Origin of the sequence: Streptomyces sp. NBC_01320, assembly GCF_035974375.1 — a bacterium.
Classification (GTDB): domain Bacteria; phylum Actinomycetota; class Actinomycetes; order Streptomycetales; family Streptomycetaceae; genus Streptomyces; species Streptomyces yanii.
Window position 1 is genome coordinate 5,451,251 of the sequence record NZ_CP108390.1, and the last position, 17,761, is coordinate 5,469,011.

Sequence of the window (17,761 nt, forward strand, 5' to 3'; positions counted from 1 at the left end):
GGACGGTCCCGAGCCGCCGCCCCGAGGGAGGTCCAGTTCAGTGACCAGCCAGGTCAGTAGCCCAGCCGGACAGGCCGACGAGACCAACGACGCCGATCAGGCCGGCGAGACTGTTCTCGGGGGACAACGCGCCCCCCATTCCGAGAAAGCGGGCGTCGGCGAGAAGGAGATCCGCCGCCTGGACAGGGTGATCATCCGTTTCGCGGGTGACTCCGGAGACGGCATGCAGCTCACGGGTGACCGGTTCACCTCGGAGACGGCGTCGTTCGGGAACGACCTGTCGACGCTGCCGAACTTCCCGGCCGAGATCCGGGCCCCCGCAGGCACCCTGCCGGGCGTCTCGTCGTTCCAGTTGCACTTCGCCGACCATGACATCCTCACGCCGGGCGATGCCCCGAACGTGCTGGTCGCGATGAACCCCGCGGCGCTGAGGGCGAACATCGGCGATGTGCCGCGCGGCGCCGAAATCATCGTCAACACCGACGAGTTCACCAAACGCCCGATGGCGAAGGTGGGCTACGAGACCAGTCCGCTGGAGGACGGCTCGCTGCAGGCGTACAACGTCCACCCGGTGCCCCTGACGACGCTGACGATCGAGGCGCTGAAGGAGTTCGGGCTCTCCCGCAAGGAGGCCGAGCGCTCGAAGAACATGTTCGCCCTCGGGCTGCTCTCCTGGATGTACCACCGGCCGACCGACGGCACCGAGGCGTTCCTGCGGGCGAAGTTCGCCAAGAAACCGCAGATCGCCGAGGCGAACGTGGCGGCGTTCCGGGCCGGCTGGAATTTCGGTGAGACCACCGAGGACTTCGCGGTCAGCTACGAGGTGGCGCCCGCGACGCAGGCGTTCCCCACCGGTACGTACCGGAACATCTCCGGGAACCTGGCCCTGTCGTACGGGCTGATCGCGGCGGCCCGGCAGGCGGACCTGCCGCTCTACCTGGGCTCATACCCGATCACCCCGGCCTCCGACATCCTGCACGAGCTCAGCAAGCACAAGAACTTCGGCGTCCGCACCTTCCAGGCGGAGGACGAGATCGCGGGCATCGGTGCGGCGCTCGGTGCGGCGTTCGGCGGTTCGCTCGGGGTGACGACGACGTCCGGTCCGGGTGTGGCGCTGAAGTCGGAGACCATCGGCCTGGCCGTCTCGCTCGAACTGCCGCTGCTCATCATCGACATCCAGCGCGGCGGCCCGTCGACCGGACTGCCGACCAAGACCGAGCAGGCGGACCTGCTGCAGGCGATGTTCGGGCGCAACGGCGAGGCCCCGGTGCCGATCGTGGCGCCGAAGACGCCGGCGGACTGCTTCGACGCCGCGCTCGACGCCGCCCGGATCGCACTGACGTACCGCACACCGGTGTTCCTGCTCTCGGACGGTTATCTCGCCAACGGCTCCGAGCCGTGGCGGATCCCCGAGGTCGACGAACTCCCCGACCTGCGCGTGCAGTTCGCCTCCGGACCCAACCATGAGCTGGCCGACGGTACCGAGGTCTTCTGGCCGTACAAGCGCGATCCGCAGACCCTGGCCCGCCCGTGGGCCGTCCCCGGCACTCCCGGTCTCGAACACCGCATCGGCGGCATCGAGAAGCAGGACGGCACCGGCAACATCTCGTACGACCCCGCGAACCACGACTTCATGGTCCGCACCCGCCAGGCGAAGGTCGACGGCATCGAGGTCCCCGACCTGGAGGTCGACGACCCCTCCGGCGCCCGGACCCTGGTGCTCGGCTGGGGCTCCACGTACGGCCCCATCACCGCCGCCGTCCGCCGACTGCGGGCGGAGGGGCAGTCGATCGCGCAGGCCCATCTGCGCCACCTCAACCCCTTCCCGCGGAATCTGGGCGAGGTGCTGGAGCGTTACGACAAGGTGGTCGTCCCGGAGATGAACCTCGGCCAGCTCGCCACGCTGATCCGGGCGAAGTACCTGGTGGACGCCGACAGTTACAACCAGGTCAACGGAATGCCGTTCAAGGCCGAGCAGCTCGCCACAGCTCTCAAGGAGGCCATCGATGCCTAACACCGACCAGGCACTCCCCACCGGGCTCCCGGCACTGCAGCTGGTGCCCAAGGCCGAGGCCAAGCAGTCCATGAAGGACTTCAAGTCCGATCAGGAAGTGCGCTGGTGCCCCGGTTGCGGTGACTATGCGGTCCTCGCCGCCGTGCAGGGGTTCATGCCCGAGCTCGGTCTGGCGAAGGAGAACATCGTCTTCGTCTCCGGCATCGGCTGCTCGTCCCGGTTCCCGTACTACATGAACACGTACGGGATGCACTCGATCCACGGCCGGGCCCCGGCCATCGCGACCGGGCTGGCGTCCTCGCGGCGCGACCTGTCCGTCTGGGTCGTCACGGGCGACGGCGACGCGCTGTCCATCGGCGGCAACCACCTCATCCACGCGCTGCGGCGCAATGTGAACCTGAAGATCCTGCTGTTCAACAACCGGATCTACGGGCTCACCAAGGGGCAGTACTCCCCCACGTCCGAGGTCGGAAAGATCACCAAGTCGACGCCGATGGGCTCGCTCGACGCCCCGTTCAACCCGGTGTCGCTGGCCCTCGGCGCGGAGGCGTCGTTCGTCGCCCGCACCGTGGACTCCGACCGCAAGCACCTCACCGGCGTGCTGCGCGAGGCGGCCGCCCACCCGGGCACGGCGCTGGTGGAGATCTACCAGAACTGCAACATCTTCAACGACGGTGCCTTCGAGGTCCTCAAGGACAAGGACAAGGCCGAGAACGCGGTGATCCGGCTGGAGCACGGGCAGCCGATCCGCTTCGGCACCGGACAGTCCAAGGGCGTGGTGCGCGACCCGGCCACCGGCGACCTCAAGGTCGTCGAGGTCACCGCGCAGAACGAGTCGCAGGTCCTGGTCCACGACGCGCACGCCGACAGCCCCACCACGGCGTTCGCGCTGTCCCGGCTCGCCGACCCCGACACGCTGCACCAGACCCCGATCGGAGTGCTGCGCAGCGTCGAGCGGCCGGTGTACGACACGCAGATGGCCGAGCAGCTGGACACCGCGGTCGAGCAGAACGGCAAGGGCGATCTGGCCGCGCTGCTCGCGGGCAACGACAACTGGACGGTCGTCGGCTGAGAGCCTGTCGGGCGACCTTCGCCCGATCAGAGGTCACCCGACACGCTCTGAGGGGTGTCCCGGCGGATCGGGGTCGGACCGTTCCACTCGTCGCGGCCCCGGCTGATCCGCCGGACGCCCCCTGGGACGTCGTGAGGCGCACCGTACGGGTGCCCGGCCGGGGAGTCTTCACCGCTCCCGGCCCGGCACCCGTTCTCATGTGCCCATGGCCCTGGACCGTCCCGCGTACCGCATCAAACGACACCTGCTCGGCAAACCCCTCACCACCGAGCGCATCAGTGACGAGAAACTGAACAACCGGACGGCGCTCGGGGTCCTCGCCTCGGACTGCATCAGTTCGTCCGCGTACGGCTCCGAGGAGATGCTCCGGGTCCTCGTGCCCGTCGTCGGGGCGGCTGCCTTCACCCTCCTCATGCCGGTGACCGGCGCGATCCTGCTGGTCCTGCTGCTTCTGACGCTCTGCTACAGCGATGTCGTCATGATCTACACGCGGGCAGGCGGCTCGTATGTCGTCGCCCGGGAGAACTTCGGGCCGAACGTCGCGCAGATCGCCGCCGTGGCGCTGCTCGTCGACTACATCGTGACCGTCGCCGTCCAGGTGTCGGCCGGCACGAACGCCCTCATCTCCCTCGCTCATCTGGCCGGGGGCGGCTGGACCGGCCTGGACCATCTCCAGCTGCCGGTCTCCGTCGCGGTGATCGTGCTGCTCGCGTACGGGAATCTGCGCGGCATCCGCGAGGCGGGCCGGACCTTCGCGCTGCCCGCCTATCTGTTCATGGCCGCGGTCGGTCTGGTGCTGCTCGTCGCCACGGTGCGCGGGCTGACGGTCGGGCTGCCGCACGCCGATCTGCATGCGGCAGGGGTGGTTCCGCTGGGCACGCCGGGCAGCGGCTGGGCGTACGGCGCCTCGCTCTTCATCGTGCTGCGCTCCTTCGCCAACGGCGGCTCGTCGCTCACCGGACTCGAAGCGATCTCCAACGGCATTTCCGCGTTCCGCGAACCGCAGGGCCGCAACGCCCGCCGCACCCTCATCACCATGAGCTGTGTACTCGGCGTCCTCGTCCTCGGCGTCTCCACGCTGGCACACTTCACGCATGCCGTCCCGTACACCGACGGCACACCCACCGTCATCGCGCAGGAGGCTCATCTCGCCTTCGGTGCCGGCCCGCTCGGGACGGCCGGGCTGGTCTTCGTCCAGCTGGCGACGGCCCTGGTCCTCTACACGGGTGCCAACACGCCCTTCACCGGCTTCCCGTTCCTCGCCAGTTTTGTCGCCGAGGACCGTTTTCTGCCGCGGGTGCTGACCCGGCGCGGGCACCGGCTGGCGTTCTCCAACGGGATCATCGCGCTCACCGTCGTCTCGCTGGCGCTGCTGCTCGTCACGGGCGCCAGTGTGGACAAGCTGGTGGCGCTGTACGCGATCGGCGTGTTCACCGCGTTCGCCATGGCGGGGTCCGGGCTCACCGCGTACCACCTGCGCCGCCGCGAGCGGTACCGCCGGCTGAAGATCGCGGTCAATGGGCTGGCCGCGGTCGTCTCGGCTGCCGTGGTGCTGATCTTCGCGGTCACCAAGTTCACCGAGGGCGCCTGGCTGGTCGTGATCGTCTTCCCCCTCGGCGTCTGGGCGCTGATGCGGATCAACCGCGAGTACCGGCGCGAGGCCGCCGCACTGCGAAGCCTCCAGGCACCGGGCGCGGACCGGCCGCGGGTCCGGCGTCATCTGGTGTTCGTCCTCGTGGAGACGCTGGACCTGGCGACGCTGAAGGCACTTCGGTACGCCCATGAGCTGCGCCCGGACGAGATCCGGGCGGTGCACTTCGCGGTCGACGAGGCGCACGGCAGGCGGCTGGCCGCCCGCTGGGGGGCGACGGCCGCGACCTCCGTGCCGCTGGAGCTGGTGGCCTGCCCCGACCGGCGGCTGCGCCATGCGATGCGGGAGCTCGCGACCCGCACCACGGCGGACGGGGAGACGTCGCTGACGGTCCTGGTGCCGCGGCGGCTTTACCGGAACGCGCTCGGGAAGATGCTGCACCGGGGCACCGGCGAGGCGATGTCGAAGGCGCTGGCGCAGCTGCCGCACGTGGCGGTGACGATCCTGCCGTTCGATGTCTCGCGGGCGCTGCGGGAGCTGGAGGAGGGGCGGGCGCCTCAGCCGGACTGATCCTGTTTCCGGGCGTCGTACGACTCGCGGGCGGCGTGTACGGCGTCGACACGCCGCTCCGTCCAGCGCGCCAGCCCCCACACCTGCTCGGCGGCCTCCTTGCCCAGCTCGGTGAGCGTGTAGTCCACCCGCGGCGGGATCACCGGCTTGGCATCCCGGTGCACGAAGCCGTCGCGCTCCAGCGTCTGGAGGGTCTGGGCCAGCATCTTCTCGCTGACCCCGCCGACCTCGCGGCGCAGTTCGCTGAAGCGGTAGGAGCGCTCCAGCAGGGCGGCCAGGACGAGGACGCCCCAGCGGCTGGTGACGTGTTCGAGCACCAGGCGGGAGGGGCACATCTGCCGGTTCACATCGGGCACCTTGCTTACGCTCATACCAGTACCTTACCTCAAAGTGGGTACTTTCTTTTGGTTAGTGCATCCCGTAAGGTGAGCGGCAGAGAGCACGAACAAGGACCAGAGCAGCCAAAGAGGAGAAACCCCCCATGAGCATCGTCGTCACCGGAGCCACCGGAGAGCTCGGCAGTCTCGTCGTCGACCGACTGCTGGAGACCGTGCCCGCGAGCGGGATCGCCGCCGTCGTCCGCAACAAGGAGAAGGCCGCCGGCCTCGCCGCCCGCGGTGTCGAGCTCCGGGTCGCCGACTACGACCGCCCGGAGACCCTCACCGGCGTCTTCAAGGCCGGGGACCGCGTCCTGCTCATCTCCGGCAGCGAGGTGGGCAGGCGCGTGCCGCAGCACACGGCGGTCATCGACGCGGCGAAGGCGGCGGGTGTCGCGCAGCTCGCGTACACCGGAGTGCTGGGCGGCCCGGACGCCGACTTCCAGCTGGCCGCCGAGCACAAGGTCACCGAGCAGCTGATCCTCGACTCCGGCCTGCCGTACACCTTCCTGCGCAACGGCTGGTACACGGAGAACTACACGGCGAACCTCGCCCCGGTCCTGGAGCACGGCGCCGTCGTCTCCAACGCGGGCGACGGCCGGGTCGCCTCCGCCACTCGCGCCGACTACGCGGCTGCCGCGGCCGCCGTACTGACCGGCGAGGACCACCTCGGCAAGGCCTACGAGCTGAGCGGCGACGTCGCCTGGTCGTTCGCCGAGTACGCGGCCGAGGTGTCGAAGGCCACCGGCAAGGAGATCGCGTACAACAACGTCCCGGCCGCCGTGCACCAGGAGATCCTGGTCGGCGCCGGTCTGCCCGAGGGCTTCGCCGCGATCCTCGTCGACGTCGACGAGGCGATCGCGCGCGGCCTGCTCGCCGGTACGAGCGGTGACCTGGCCCGTCTGATCGGCCGCCCGACGACGCCGATGGCCGAGACGGTGGCCGCCGCGGTCGCCGCCGCCTGAGCCCTCGCTCCGGACCGGGAGGGCCCGCTGTCATGACCGTATTGCGATACGGCTATGACACCGGGCCCTCCCGGCGATACCGTCGTGCAGTCGACGGAGCAGTTGACGCGAGGGATGCCGGGAGGGCCCGTGAAGGGGACAAATGAACAGCGGGCGGGCTTGTTGTCCGGTATCGGCGCCTATGGTCTGTGGGGGATCGTCCCGCTCTTCTGGCCGCTGCTGAAGCCGTCCGGCGCCATCGAGATCCTGGCCCACCGCATGGTCTGGTCGCTCGCCGTCGTCGGCATCGCGCTGCTCGCCCTGCGCCGCTGGGCGTGGATCGGCGAGCTGATACGCCGGCCGAAGAAGCTGGGGCTGATCACGGTCGCCGCGGCGGTGATCACCGTCAACTGGGGTCTGTACATCTGGGCCGTGAACAGCGGCCACGTCGTCGAGGCGTCGCTCGGCTACTTCATCAACCCCCTGGTCACCATCGCCATGGGCGTCCTGCTCCTCGGTGAGCGGCTGCGCCCCGTGCAGTGGGTGGCGGTCGGCACGGGCGTCGCGGCCGTGCTCGTTCTGGCGATCGGTTACGGACGTCCGCCGTGGATCTCGTTGACGTTGGCGTTCTCCTTCGCGACGTACGGCCTGGTGAAGAAGAAGGTCAACATGGGCGGCCTGGAGTCGCTCACCGCCGAGACCGCGGTGCTGTTCGTCCCCGCGCTCGGCTATCTGCTGTGGCTCGGTGCGCAGGGCGACGCGACGTTCGCCTCCGGCGGCGCCGGCCATGCGGCGCTGCTCGCCGCGACGGGTGTCGTGACGGCCACGCCGCTGGTCCTCTTCGGTGCGGCGGCGATCCGCGTCCCCCTCTCGACGCTGGGCCTGCTGCAGTACCTGGCGCCGGTCTTCCAGTTCATCCTCGGCATCCTCTACTTCCACGAGGCGATGCCGCCGGAGCGGTGGGCCGGATTCGCGCTGGTGTGGCTGGCGCTCACGCTGCTGACGTGGGACGCGTTCCGGACGGCGCGGCGGACGAGGGCGCAGGCCGCGCGGCTCGCGGCGACGGCGGCGACACCGACGGCGCCGGAGCGGACGTCTCCGGCAACCGGCGCGGACTCCTCGTACGCAGCCCGAGAGCACTGATCAGCGCGCCCAGCGTCACCATCGCCACCGGCACGACGAGCGCCGCGCGGAAGGCGTCCAGGGTGGCTCCGGGCGTGCCGTCCGTGCCCGCCGAGGCGAGCCCGTACACCGCCGTCACCGCGGAGATGCCGACCGCGGAACCGAACTGGGTCGAGGTGTGCAGCAGCCCGCCCGCCAGCCCCTGCTCGCTGTCGGGTACGCCGTCGGTCGCCGCGATCGTCAGCGGACCGTAGGCCAGGGCGAAGGCGGTGCCGGTGAGGAGCAGCGTCGGGAACATCGCCGCATACGACCAGTCCGGCCCGACCTGCAGGAAGAGTCCGTACGAGACGATGGCGACGACGAATCCGCCGAGGATGACCCGCGCATTGCCGTAGCGGTTCACCAGCCGAGGGGTGAGCGTCGGCGCGATGACCGCGTCGGCGCCCATCACCACCAGGGCGAGGGCGGTCTGCAGTGCGGACCAGCCGCGCAACTCCTGGAGATACAGCGTCACCACGAACTGGAACCCGAAGAAGGACCCCACGAAGAGCAGGGCGCCGAGGTCGGCCCGGACCATCGAGGCCCTCCGCAGCAGGGAGAGCCGGACCAGCGGGGCGGGCGAGCGGCGTTCGATCAGGACGAAGACGGCGATCAGGAAAAGCCCCGCCGCGAAGGCCCCGGCGGTCCACGCCCAGTCCGTCGTACCGTGTTCCAGGCGCACGATCCCGTACGCGAGCAGCAGCATCGCCCCGGCGGCAGCGGTGGCTCCCGGCAGGTCGAAGCCACCGGTGCGGACCGGGCGCGCCTCCGCGGGGACCGTGCGGAGCGCGGCGATCAGGATCCCGCCGGCCAGCAGGACGGGCGCGAAGAACACCCAGCGCCAGCCGAGCTGGGTGAGCAGCCCGCCGATGACGAGCCCGAGCGAGAAACCGCCCGCCGCGGTGCCCGCGAAGACCAGCAGCGCCCTGTTGCGCTGCGGCCCCTCCTCGTACGAGGTGGTGATGAGTGCCATGGCGGCGGGCGTCATGAACGCGGCGGCCACCCCGGTGACGAAGCGGGCGACGATCAGCATCCAGCCCCGGTCGGCGAAGCCTCCGAGTCCGGAGAAGACCAGGAAGACGGAGAGCCAGACGAGGAACATCCGGCGCCTGCCGAACAGGTCGGCGGCGCGCCCGCCGAGCAGGGTGAACCCGGCGTAGCCGAGGACGTAGGCACTCATCACCCAGGCGGTGGCACTGGTCGACAGGGAGAGATCGGATCTGATCGAGGGGACCGCGACGGCGAGCATGGCGACATCGATGCCCTCCAGAAAGATCGTGCCGCAGAGGACGGGGAGCAGGGCCCGGGCGCGCGAGGGCATGGTGGACACAGGTGTCTCCTTGATGGGGCGGGCATGGGGAGTTACTCGGAAGCGGGTCGGTTCCCTCTTGTAACCACTGGCATCGTGCGCCAGCATCAACGGCCATGGAAGAAGGCACTTCGAAGTCACCCAGTCACCTCGGAGGCACCGTTGACGACGCGGCCCTCGTCGGCGACCCCGACCCGTTCCAGTGGGACACCCGCGAGGGCTGCGAGGTACGGCAGATCCTGGACCGGGTCGCCGACAAGTGGTCGCTCCTTGTCATCGCCCTGCTCGACCGCCGCAAGCTCCGCTTCACCCAGTTGCGCCGCGAGATCGACGGCATCAGCCAGCGGATGCTGACCGTCACGCTGCGCCAGCTGGAACGCGACGGCCTGGTCGAACGGACGGTCCATGCCGTGGTGCCGCCCCGCGTGGAGTACGAGCTGACGCCGCTCGGAGGCACGCTGCACACCACGATCCGGGCACTCGTCACCTGGACCGAGGAGCACCGGGGTGAGATCGCGGCGGCGCGCGCCGACTACGACGCACGCGAGGCCACGGACGCACATTGATCTTTACCTGGTTGCTTTCTTAACCCGGTTGCACCTTCCTGGCGGCGATGGAACCGTACCCGAGGAGCAGGCATGACCGACGTACCGATGGTGGGAGCCGGACCGACCGGGCTGACCCTGGCGTGCGATCTCGCCCGGCGTGACAGCGCCGTACGGATCGTCGACACGTCCCGTGATTTCCCGCGCAGTTCGCGGGCGAAGGGTCCCAATCCCCGCTCCCTCGAGGTGCTTGAGGATCTCGGCGTGGTCGACGAGGTCCTGGCGGCGGGCTCGACACCGCCACCGATGCGCAAGTACCGGGGCGAAGTGGCGATCGCCGACGCCGACCCGTTCGAGGGGTCGGGGCCGACGCCGGACGCCCCGACAACTACGTGGCGCCGATCGCGCGCGCCACGGACCACGGAGCCGTCGCGGATCACCTGGGCCGTACGGCATTGGGGCGATCGCGGCGCGTGTCCCGGTGAGTAAGCGCAGTCATACCGTCTGTTTACATTTCTCTGACACCTATGACCCGAACCCGGCACTTCGAGAGACACTCCCGCACGCTCCTGCGCGTGGCCACCGCCACCGTGGCCGTCTCCGCCGTCATCTGCGCGGCCACACCCACCGCACGCTCCGAGACCGCGCAGATGGTGCACCCTTCCGGACTCGGCCCGGCCGGCCCCTGGTACCGCCTCCAGAGCCATCCCGGCAGCGCAGACCTGACTCCGGGGGGTCGGGAAATCTCCCGGCCGACGTCCACCCGGGCAACATCCCGATGAGCCACGCCGGTGACGGCTCCCCGCGGCCGGGCTCAGCCCGTCGCGGCGGTCACCCGGTCCATCACGCGCTGCCGCGGCGCGCGCCGCGCTCGCGTTCCGCCGCACTCGCCATGCGTTCCTGGTGGAAGCGGAGCACGGTCCGCTCCCCTCCCCGCCCGCCCCGGCTCCGGAGACCTGAACCGTCGTACGCCCACGAGCGTGCCGGATCCGGTCGCCGGGCCGGTAGCCGCGGATCTCCCCCTCGACACCGTCGGCCGTACGGCACGGATCGCCCGTGTTCGTGGGCAGCTCGCCGTCCGGCCCGAACCGGAGGCGCACACCGTCCGGCCCCGCGATGAACTCCCCCATCGCAGCAGGCGATCGAGGGAGCGTCCGGGAGGCACCGGTCCGCCGGCCGAGTCCGGTGGGCATCATGCGTCTGCCTCCTGATGGCGGGCTCGGTGCGCCCGCGCCTTGTGCCGGTCCCCGCAGCGGCTCCATCGCGCACCATCGCCTCCCGCCGGGCCGCGAGGTGTCGACGCATACCAACTGGCAGTCGGAGGAGCCGCGTTCGCGGACGCGGTCGGCGTACGCCCCGGTGAGGAGACCCACCGCGTCGCGGGCCACGGTCGACACCAGGGAGCCGCCGGTGGCCCCGGGGCACCCACGCGAGGACGGAACCGGCGGCGATACATGGCACCTGTGACCGCTCGGCAGCCACCGCATGCACTACATGCGGGTCCGCCGCGTCCGGCACCTCCGCGTACCCCTGAGCCGTCGTCAACCGCCGGAGCACGGAGCGACGTTCATGGGCACGGGCGAGTTCACCGGCGTTCACCGAGAGCCCCGGCGCGGGCACCAGCGGGCTCCGCCCCGCCCACCGCACCGGATCGGATCGGCGGGCGTGTGCAGCACCTCGTACCGCGCATAGCCGCTGTGTCCGCCGGTGGGCAGCAGCGTCAGGCACAGCACGCCGGGGTCGAATCGGTAGGGCCGCCCCTGCGGGGTGTGCACGACCGGCCCCGGCGCGGACGCGCTGTCCTCGTTCCTGTCCGACGCCGGGCCGGTCATCGAGGAGCAGTACGGGAACTGGGACCGCAGTCCGCTCACCGGCGCGAGCCCGGAGATCATCACGATCGCTCGCTCTGCGCAATTCCTGCCCATATGCCCCTGCCGGACTGTCCGCCGCACCCCGAATCCCGACCGTCCGCGCAGGTCAGGGCCGTACGCCTGGAAGCGGATCTCCCTAGGGTTGTGGCATGCCCACCCCACCCATACATGCCCTCGTCGCCACGGACCTGGACGGCACCCTGCTACGCCGCGACGACACCGTGAGCCCCCGCTCCCGTGCCGCGCTCGCCCGGGCCGCCGCGTCGGGGGCCCGGCACATCGTGGTCACCGGACGGCCGGTGCCCGGCATACGGGACCTGCTCGCGCGGCTGGAGTACCGGGGTCCGGTGGTCTGCGGGCAGGGCACGCAGCTGTACGACGCCGGGGCCGGGCAGATCATTCGCGCGGCGACCCTGGACCGGGACCTGGCCGACACCGCGCTCGGCAAGATCGAGGCCCAGGTCGGGCCGGTGTTCGCGGCTGTGGACCAGGACGGGACCGACGGGCGGACGCTGATCGAGCCGGGGTACCTGATGCCCCACCCCGCACTGCCCGCCGTACGGGTCGGCCACCGTGAGGAACTGTGGGAGGCGCCGATCATCAAGGTCCTCGTCCGCCACCCCGACCTGACGGACGACGCACTCGCGGACGCGGCCCGCGCGGTCGTCGGTGACCTGGCGACCGTCACCCTCTCCGGCCCCGGCACCGTCGAACTCCAGCCGTACGGCGTCGACAAGGGCACCGGGCTGGCCCTGGCGGCCGAGACCCTGGGGGTGGATCCGGCGACCACGATCGCCTTCGGCGACATGCCCAACGACCTGCCGATGTTCCGCCGGTCCGGGCACGGCGTCGCGATGGCCAACGCCCACCCCGAGCTGAAGGCGGCAGCGGACGAGGTGACGCTGACGAACGAGGCGGACGGGGTCGCGGTGGTGCTGGAGCGGCTGTTCGGCTGATCCCGGCCGTTCGGCCGATCCCGGCTGTGCGCATGGTCCCGGCGACGACCACGCTCCCCGGTGGCGCCCCGTTCCCAATTTCCATGCACATGCATATAGTGCAGACACGTACAGTCGCTGCACGCAATGCATCCGATGCGTCCACGGGGAGAAGCCGCCATGACCACCACTCGTTCGTTCCTGTTTCTGCTCGGCAGCAGCCGTACCGACGGCAACACCGAGGAACTCGCCCGGCTCGCCGCCGAGCAGCTGCCACCCGAGACCGAGCAGCGCTGGCTGAGCCTGAACGAGCTGACGCTCCCCGATTTCGAGGACCTGCGGCACGAGGGCGACGGCAGCTACCGCGCGCCCACCGGGAACGCCGCCACCCTGCTGGACGCGACGCTCGGCGCGACCGATCTGGTACTGGCGTCACCGCTGTACTGGTACGCCATGTCCACCTCCACCAAGCGGTACCTGGACCACTGGTCGGGGTGGATGCGGGTGCCCGGCGTCGACTTCAAGGAGCGAATGGCCGGACGGACCCTGTGGGGCGTCACCGCGCTCGCGACGGCCGATCCGGGCGTGGCCGAGCCGGCTACCGGAACGCTGCGCACCATCGCGTCGTACATGCGGATGGAGTGGGGCGGGATGCTGCTGGGGCTCGGCAACCGGCCCGGCGACGTGCTGAACGACACGGCCGCAGCCACCCGCGCCAAGACCTTCTTCGGCTGACCCGGGGCGCCGGCCGTCAGGTGCCGGGCGCGCTCCGGTACCGCCGCAGCAGGGACACGACCACCGGTGCGGCAGCCACGGCGATGACGACCGGTTCGACCGCGCCGATCCCGGAACCGAACACGAGCAGCACGGCCGGCAGGACGACGAGGACCAGGGCGAAGCGCAGGACGCGCACCTTCGTACCGGCCACCTCCGGAGGCGCCGCCACGACCCCCTCGGTCTCGAGCGCGCCGGTGCCCCCGGAGACACCGGTGATCATCCCGCGATCGGTTCCCGCATCCGACCGGCGTCCGTCACGGAAGCCCGCAGCGAGCACAGCACATGCGCGACCAGTGCCGCGATCGTCGCCTCGTCCTGGACCGGCTTGCGCAGCACATGGCGGTAGTAGACCGGTCCGTAGAGCATCTCCACGGCCAGCGGCAGATTCGCGTCCGGCGGGATCTGGCCCTGTTCCTGGGCTCGGCGCAGCCGGTCGACCGCCTGGGCGAAGCGGGGTTCGATCAGTTGCGTCCGGACCGTTTCGGCGAGTCCGTCGTCGTGGTGGACCTCGGAGAGGATCCCGGCGTACGCGGGGCCGAACGGCGCGGTGGCGAGCAGATTCACCGCGCCCGACACATGGGTGCGCAGGTCGGCGGCGATGTCGCCGGTGTCGACGAACGGGGTGGCGTCCACCAGCGCCTCCGTGAATGCCTCCAGGATCACCGCGCTCTTCGACGGCCACCAGCGGTAGATCGTCTTCTTGCTGACGCCGGCCCTGGCCGCGATCGCCTCGATGGTGACGCGGCCGTACCCCTTCTCCGTGCACAGGGCGAGCGCGGCCTCCAGGGTCGCCCGTCGCGATCGCTCGCTGCGGCGCAGGGAACTCGACGATGTGATCATTCCGTGAGCATAGGCGCGTTTGACCTGACCCTTGTTGACAGTCCGTCGCCAAAAGTCGAACAATGTTCAAGCGGAAACGGAACGTGCCGTGTCGTGCTGTTCCAGCTGTTCGCACCGTTCGTGCCGTATGTGCCGCGACGAGCCGATCGGGGGACGGCTCGCCCGGCCGACGGCGCGGGCGGACCCGGCGAAGGCCCGCCCGCTCAGAGCCTGTCGGGTGACCTCTGATCGGGCGACCACGCCCTGGCACGCACGCTTCCCGCGTTGCCGAAATGTCCTACTAGCTCCGCTACGAGGACATCCCGCCGCCTTGGAATCGCACGCACCAGACCGCGTCCGCTATCCGATCGAAGGTCACCCGACAGGCTCTCAGGCCGTGATGTCCTTCGCCGTGAAGCGCGCCCAGGCCGCCGAGCCGAACACCGCCGCGTACAGCCCCTGCAGCTCCAGGTTCTTGACGATCTCGTCCCAGTAGACGGGATCGCGCAGCAGGTCCGCGAAGGACAACCAGTAGTGCGGGAAGAGATACGGGTGGATGCCGCTCAACTGCGGGATCGTGTCCAGGATCTGTACGGTGATCAGCACCCCGACCGTCGCGGCCATCGCCGCGATGCCGCTGCCGGCGAGCGTCGAGATGAACAGCCCGAGCGCCGCGAACCCGATGAGTGACGCCGCCACCGTCACCGCGATCAGGCCGGCCCGCAGCAGCCCCTCGCCGACGCCGATCCGGGTCCCGGAAATCGTCGTGACCTCGCCGACCGGAAAGAGCAGCGCCCCGACGGCGAGCGCCGACACCGCCACGACGAGGGTCGCGGTCAGGCAGAACGCGAGGGTGGCGGTGTACTTGGTCAGCAGCAGCCGGGTCCGGCCCGCGGGTGCGACCAGCAGATAGCGCAGGGTGCCCGCACCGGCCTCGCCCGCGATCGCGTCGCCCGCGACGACGCCGACGGTCAGCGGCAGGAAGACCGGAAGCGTCACCGCGAGGGCGGCGAAGACCAGGAACAGGCCGTTGTTGGTCACCTGGGAGAGGAACGCCGGGCCCCCGCCGTCGGGCGGCCCGGCGGGCGAGCCGTCGCTCGTCTGGATCCTCACCGCGATCCCGATCAGTACGGGGACGGCGGCCAGCACCCCGAGCAGCGCGAGCGTGCGCCCGCGGCGCAGGGTCGTGGCCAGTTCGGAGCGGAGGATCCCGAACGTCCACAGCGGGCTGCGGGAGCGGCCCGCCCGCACGGGTGCGACTTCAGCCTGCGACATCGAAACCCTCTCCGGTGAGTGCGACGAAGGCGTCCTCCAGCGAGGCCCGCTCGACGCCGAAGGACCGTACGCGTACACCGCCGTGGACCAGCGCCCCGCTCAGGTCGGCGAGCTCGACCTCGCGCGGTGGGGGTTCGGCGGTGACCCGGTCGCCGTCGACGGTGATGCCGGTGACGCCGTGTTCCTTGAGGATGCGGGCCGCGTCGGCGGGGTCGGGTGTGGTGACGGCGAGCCTGCCGCGGGTGCCGGCCGCGAGGTCGGCGACCGGCCCCTGGGTGATCAGCCGCCCCCGGGCCATGACCGCGGCGTGCGTGCAGACCTGTTCGATCTCGTCGAGGAGGTGGGAGGAGAGGAAGACGGTGGTGCCGTCCGCCGCCAACTCCCGGACCAGGGTGCGGATCTCGCGCATGCCCTGCGGGTCGAGTCCGTTGGTCGGCTCGTCCAGGACGAGGAGGCGGCGCGGCTGCAGCAGGGCGGCGGCGAGCCCGAGGCGCTGCTTCATGCCCAGCGAGTACGCCTTCGCCTTCTTGCCCGCCGCTGCGGCGAGCCCCACCCGGTCCAGGGCGGCGGCGACCCGGGCGTGGCGGGTGCGCGGATCGGCGGTCGGGTCGGCGGAGTCGTACCGTACGAGGTTGTCCCGGCCGGTCAGGAACGCGTACAGCGCGGGTCCTTCGATCAGCGTTCCGACCTGCGGGAGCACGGTGCGGGCGGCGCCCGGCATGGGGTCGCCGAGGACCCGGGCGGTGCCGGACGTCGGAGCGATCAGCCCCATCAGCATCCGGATCGTGGTGGTCTTCCCGGAGCCGTTGGGCCCGAGGAAGCCGAAGACGCTGCCGTCGGGGACGCTGAGGTCGAGTCCGTCGACGGCGAGTTGGCCGCCGCGGTACCGCTTGGTGAGACCCCGGGTCTCGATCACGGCCGTTCCGGTCCGGGGCACCACCAAGGACTCGGTCACGGCACCGGGCTCTGTCATGCGCAACTCCCCATGGTTCGGGTAACGGAACGCCCCGCCGTACGGAGGGTACGGCGGGGCGGTGGTGCGGTGCCGGAAGGACGGGAACGTCAGTTGGCGGCGCTGTCGGCCGCCTTGACGAGCGCGTCCTTGGTGACCGCACCGACGTAGACCTTGCCGTCGTCCGTCATCAGGGCGTTGACCAGGCGAGTCTTGAAGACCGTGCCGGAGCCGAACTTTCCGGTGACCTTGTCGCCGAACGAGTCCAGGAACTGCTGGGCCGCGGGCGGAACATCCCCATTCTTCTCCGACGACGGGAGTCCCTCGCCGGCCGGTGCCTCGATCGCGTAGATCGCGCCCCAGCCCTCGCCGATGACCTTCGCGCCTCCTCCGCCGCCGGCGATCTTGTCCAGACCGGTCAGGCCCTCCGGCCCCTTCTCGACGTTCTTCTCCGCCTTCGCTTCGTCCGCCTCGGTCACCTTGGTGCCCTTGGGCGGGGTGAACGTGAACGAGGACGCGGCGGGCCTGGCGAAGTCGACGCTGGTGAACCCGGCGTCGATCACCGCCTTGCCACCGCTGCTCGGGGAGAGGGTGAACTTCAGCGGTACGCCGTTCTTCGCGTCGACCGCGACGGTGATCGCGCCGATCGTCGAGCCACCCTGCTTGGGCTTGATGACCAGCTTGTACGCATCACGCCCGGCGACCTGCGCCGTGCCGTCGACCGTGACGGAGGTGGTGGGGTCCGCCGCCTTCAGCGCCTGCTCGGCCAGCGCCTTCGGTGTGGTCGGCACGCCCTCCGGGGCCGTGCGCCCCTCGTGCTTCCCGGCGTCCGGGGCCTTGTCGGTGGTCGCGTGGTACGCCTCGTCGGACTTGCTGTCGTATGCCCAGAGCTGGTCCCCGTTGCGGATCACGCTGTACTCGGCGGCGCTGTCCAGAATGGAGACGCGCTGCTTGTCGGGGCCGTCGGCGGCCACCCGCAGCGTGTGCGTGCCGGAGGCGAGCTCCGTCAGCCTGTCCTTCGGGGCGGCGCTCGAACCGCCCTGCTCGCCGCCGGCGCTCTGGGCGAACGACTCGGCCAGGCCGCCCAGCGACGGGATGCCGAGGTCGGTACTGACCCGTACCGTGCCGGAGAGCTGCTGGGTGTCCGAGGCCGCGATCTTCTCGATGAGCTGCTGTGCGCTGATCTTCGGCAGTTCGGGGTCACCGGAGTCCGCGAGCGCCGGGACCAGACCGATCGTCGCGGCCGCCACCCCCGCCACCGCGACCGGGACAACGTAGCGGGCCGCCTTTCTGCGGGCGGCCGTGGTGCTCGTGGCGCTGCCGGTGGTCTCTGCGCTGTCGTTCGGTGCCATGTGTGCCCTACCTCCGTGGTCGGCGGCTTCCGTCCGGATGCACTTGTCCACTCCGTGCCGCCGTTCTCACCCGATGTGGTCAGGAGTGGTTGTTCTCCATCTGACCAAAATCACCGGGCGGAATCATCAACCCGCGGAAGCAACTGCGCCTACCTCTTCGGTATGACACAACACGGTCGTCCCTCCCCCGACCCGTA

The 17,761-nt window shown here is 70.6% G+C and carries 15 protein-coding genes and 3 pseudogenes; 9 read left to right on the plus strand and 9 right to left on the minus strand.

Going from position 1 to position 17,761, the window contains the following annotated elements; translation table 11 throughout:
• The first annotated feature begins 40 nt into the window (after window positions 1–40).
• From OG395_RS24670 to OG395_RS24680, 3 genes are all read left to right on the plus strand, one after another.
• Window positions 41–2,014: a 2-oxoacid:acceptor oxidoreductase subunit alpha gene (locus OG395_RS24670; protein WP_327244874.1), complete on the plus strand. Its 1,974-nt coding sequence runs from the start codon at window positions 41–43 to the stop codon at window positions 2,012–2,014.
• Complete coding sequence (locus OG395_RS24675) at window positions 2,007–3,086, plus strand: 2-oxoacid:ferredoxin oxidoreductase subunit beta (protein WP_327244875.1); 1,080 nt, start codon at window positions 2,007–2,009, stop codon at window positions 3,084–3,086. Before OG395_RS24670 ends, OG395_RS24675 begins: the two co-directional genes overlap by 8 nt.
• 205 nt (window positions 3,087–3,291) lie before the next feature.
• Window positions 3,292–5,247 (plus strand): APC family permease, encoded by a 1,956-nt coding sequence (locus tag OG395_RS24680; RefSeq protein WP_327244876.1) that lies wholly within the window; start codon window positions 3,292–3,294, stop codon window positions 5,245–5,247.
• On the opposite strand, the gene OG395_RS24685 is transcribed toward OG395_RS24680, so the two are convergent.
• Complete coding sequence (locus tag OG395_RS24685) at window positions 5,235–5,618, minus strand: winged helix-turn-helix transcriptional regulator (protein WP_326792649.1); 384 nt, start codon at window positions 5,616–5,618, stop codon at window positions 5,235–5,237. The two genes, OG395_RS24680 and OG395_RS24685, sit on opposite strands and share 13 nt — an antisense overlap.
• 110 nt (window positions 5,619–5,728) lie before the next feature.
• Between OG395_RS24685 and OG395_RS24690 the strand changes: the two genes are divergently transcribed.
• Window positions 5,729–6,589, plus strand: coding sequence for an SDR family oxidoreductase (locus OG395_RS24690; RefSeq protein ID WP_266982680.1), 861 nt, complete (start codon window positions 5,729–5,731; stop codon window positions 6,587–6,589).
• A gap of 129 nt (window positions 6,590–6,718) precedes the next feature.
• Window positions 6,719–7,711: an EamA family transporter RarD gene (gene rarD / locus OG395_RS24695; protein WP_327244877.1), complete on the plus strand. Its 993-nt coding sequence runs from the start codon at window positions 6,719–6,721 to the stop codon at window positions 7,709–7,711.
• Here the strand turns inward: rarD and OG395_RS24700 are convergent.
• Window positions 7,674–9,050 (minus strand): annotated as a pseudogene (locus OG395_RS24700) (MFS transporter); the annotation flags it as partial. The gene rarD and the pseudogene OG395_RS24700 sit on opposite strands and share 38 nt — an antisense overlap.
• A gap of 104 nt (window positions 9,051–9,154) precedes the next feature.
• On the opposite strand from OG395_RS24700, the gene OG395_RS24705 reads away from it, so the two are divergent.
• Window positions 9,155–9,604: a winged helix-turn-helix transcriptional regulator gene (locus OG395_RS24705; protein ID WP_327244878.1), complete on the plus strand. Its 450-nt coding sequence runs from the start codon at window positions 9,155–9,157 to the stop codon at window positions 9,602–9,604.
• 72 nt (window positions 9,605–9,676) lie between these two features.
• Window positions 9,677–9,967 (plus strand): annotated as a pseudogene (locus OG395_RS24710) (FAD-dependent monooxygenase); the annotation flags it as partial.
• A gap of 911 nt (window positions 9,968–10,878) precedes the next feature.
• On the opposite strand, the pseudogene OG395_RS58430 reads toward OG395_RS24710, so the two are convergent.
• Both OG395_RS58430 and OG395_RS24715 read right to left on the minus strand, forming a co-directional pair.
• A pseudogene (locus tag OG395_RS58430) lies at window positions 10,879–11,070 on the minus strand (hypothetical protein); the annotation flags it as partial.
• A gap of 108 nt (window positions 11,071–11,178) precedes the next feature.
• Window positions 11,179–11,475 carry a hypothetical protein gene (locus OG395_RS24715; protein ID WP_327244879.1) on the minus strand — a complete coding sequence of 99 codons (297 nt, stop codon included), beginning with the start codon at window positions 11,473–11,475 and terminating at the stop codon, window positions 11,179–11,181.
• A gap of 128 nt (window positions 11,476–11,603) precedes the next feature.
• Between OG395_RS24715 and OG395_RS24720 the strand changes: the two genes are divergently transcribed.
• On the plus strand, window positions 11,604–12,410 hold the full coding sequence (locus tag OG395_RS24720) for an HAD family hydrolase (protein ID WP_327244880.1): 807 nt from the start codon (window positions 11,604–11,606) through the stop codon (window positions 12,408–12,410).
• Between the two features lie 159 nt (window positions 12,411–12,569).
• Window positions 12,570–13,124 carry a flavodoxin family protein gene (locus tag OG395_RS24725; protein ID WP_327244881.1) on the plus strand — a complete coding sequence of 185 codons (555 nt, stop codon included), beginning with the start codon at window positions 12,570–12,572 and terminating at the stop codon, window positions 13,122–13,124.
• 16 nt (window positions 13,125–13,140) lie between these two features.
• Here OG395_RS24725 and OG395_RS24730 read toward each other — a convergent pair whose 3' ends face one another.
• The 5 genes from OG395_RS24730 to OG395_RS24750 all read right to left on the minus strand — a co-directional run bounded on the left by OG395_RS24730 (window position 13,141) and on the right by OG395_RS24750 (window position 17,564).
• Window positions 13,141–13,386 (minus strand): hypothetical protein, encoded by a 246-nt coding sequence (locus tag OG395_RS24730; RefSeq protein ID WP_327244882.1) that lies wholly within the window; start codon window positions 13,384–13,386, stop codon window positions 13,141–13,143.
• On the minus strand, window positions 13,383–14,006 hold the full coding sequence (locus tag OG395_RS24735) for a TetR/AcrR family transcriptional regulator (RefSeq protein ID WP_327244883.1): 624 nt from the start codon (window positions 14,004–14,006) through the stop codon (window positions 13,383–13,385). Before OG395_RS24735 ends, OG395_RS24730 begins: the two co-directional genes overlap by 4 nt.
• 369 nt (window positions 14,007–14,375) lie before the next feature.
• On the minus strand, window positions 14,376–15,260 hold the full coding sequence (locus OG395_RS24740; RefSeq protein ID WP_327244884.1) for an ABC transporter permease: 885 nt from the start codon (window positions 15,258–15,260) through the stop codon (window positions 14,376–14,378).
• Window positions 15,247–16,233: an ABC transporter ATP-binding protein gene (locus tag OG395_RS24745; protein ID WP_327244885.1), complete on the minus strand. Its 987-nt coding sequence runs from the start codon at window positions 16,231–16,233 to the stop codon at window positions 15,247–15,249. Before OG395_RS24745 ends, OG395_RS24740 begins: the two co-directional genes overlap by 14 nt.
• An 89-nt stretch (window positions 16,234–16,322) precedes the next feature.
• Complete coding sequence (locus OG395_RS24750; protein ID WP_327244886.1) at window positions 16,323–17,564, minus strand: LolA family protein; 1,242 nt, start codon at window positions 17,562–17,564, stop codon at window positions 16,323–16,325.
• Between the last annotated feature and the right edge of the window lie 197 nt (window positions 17,565–17,761).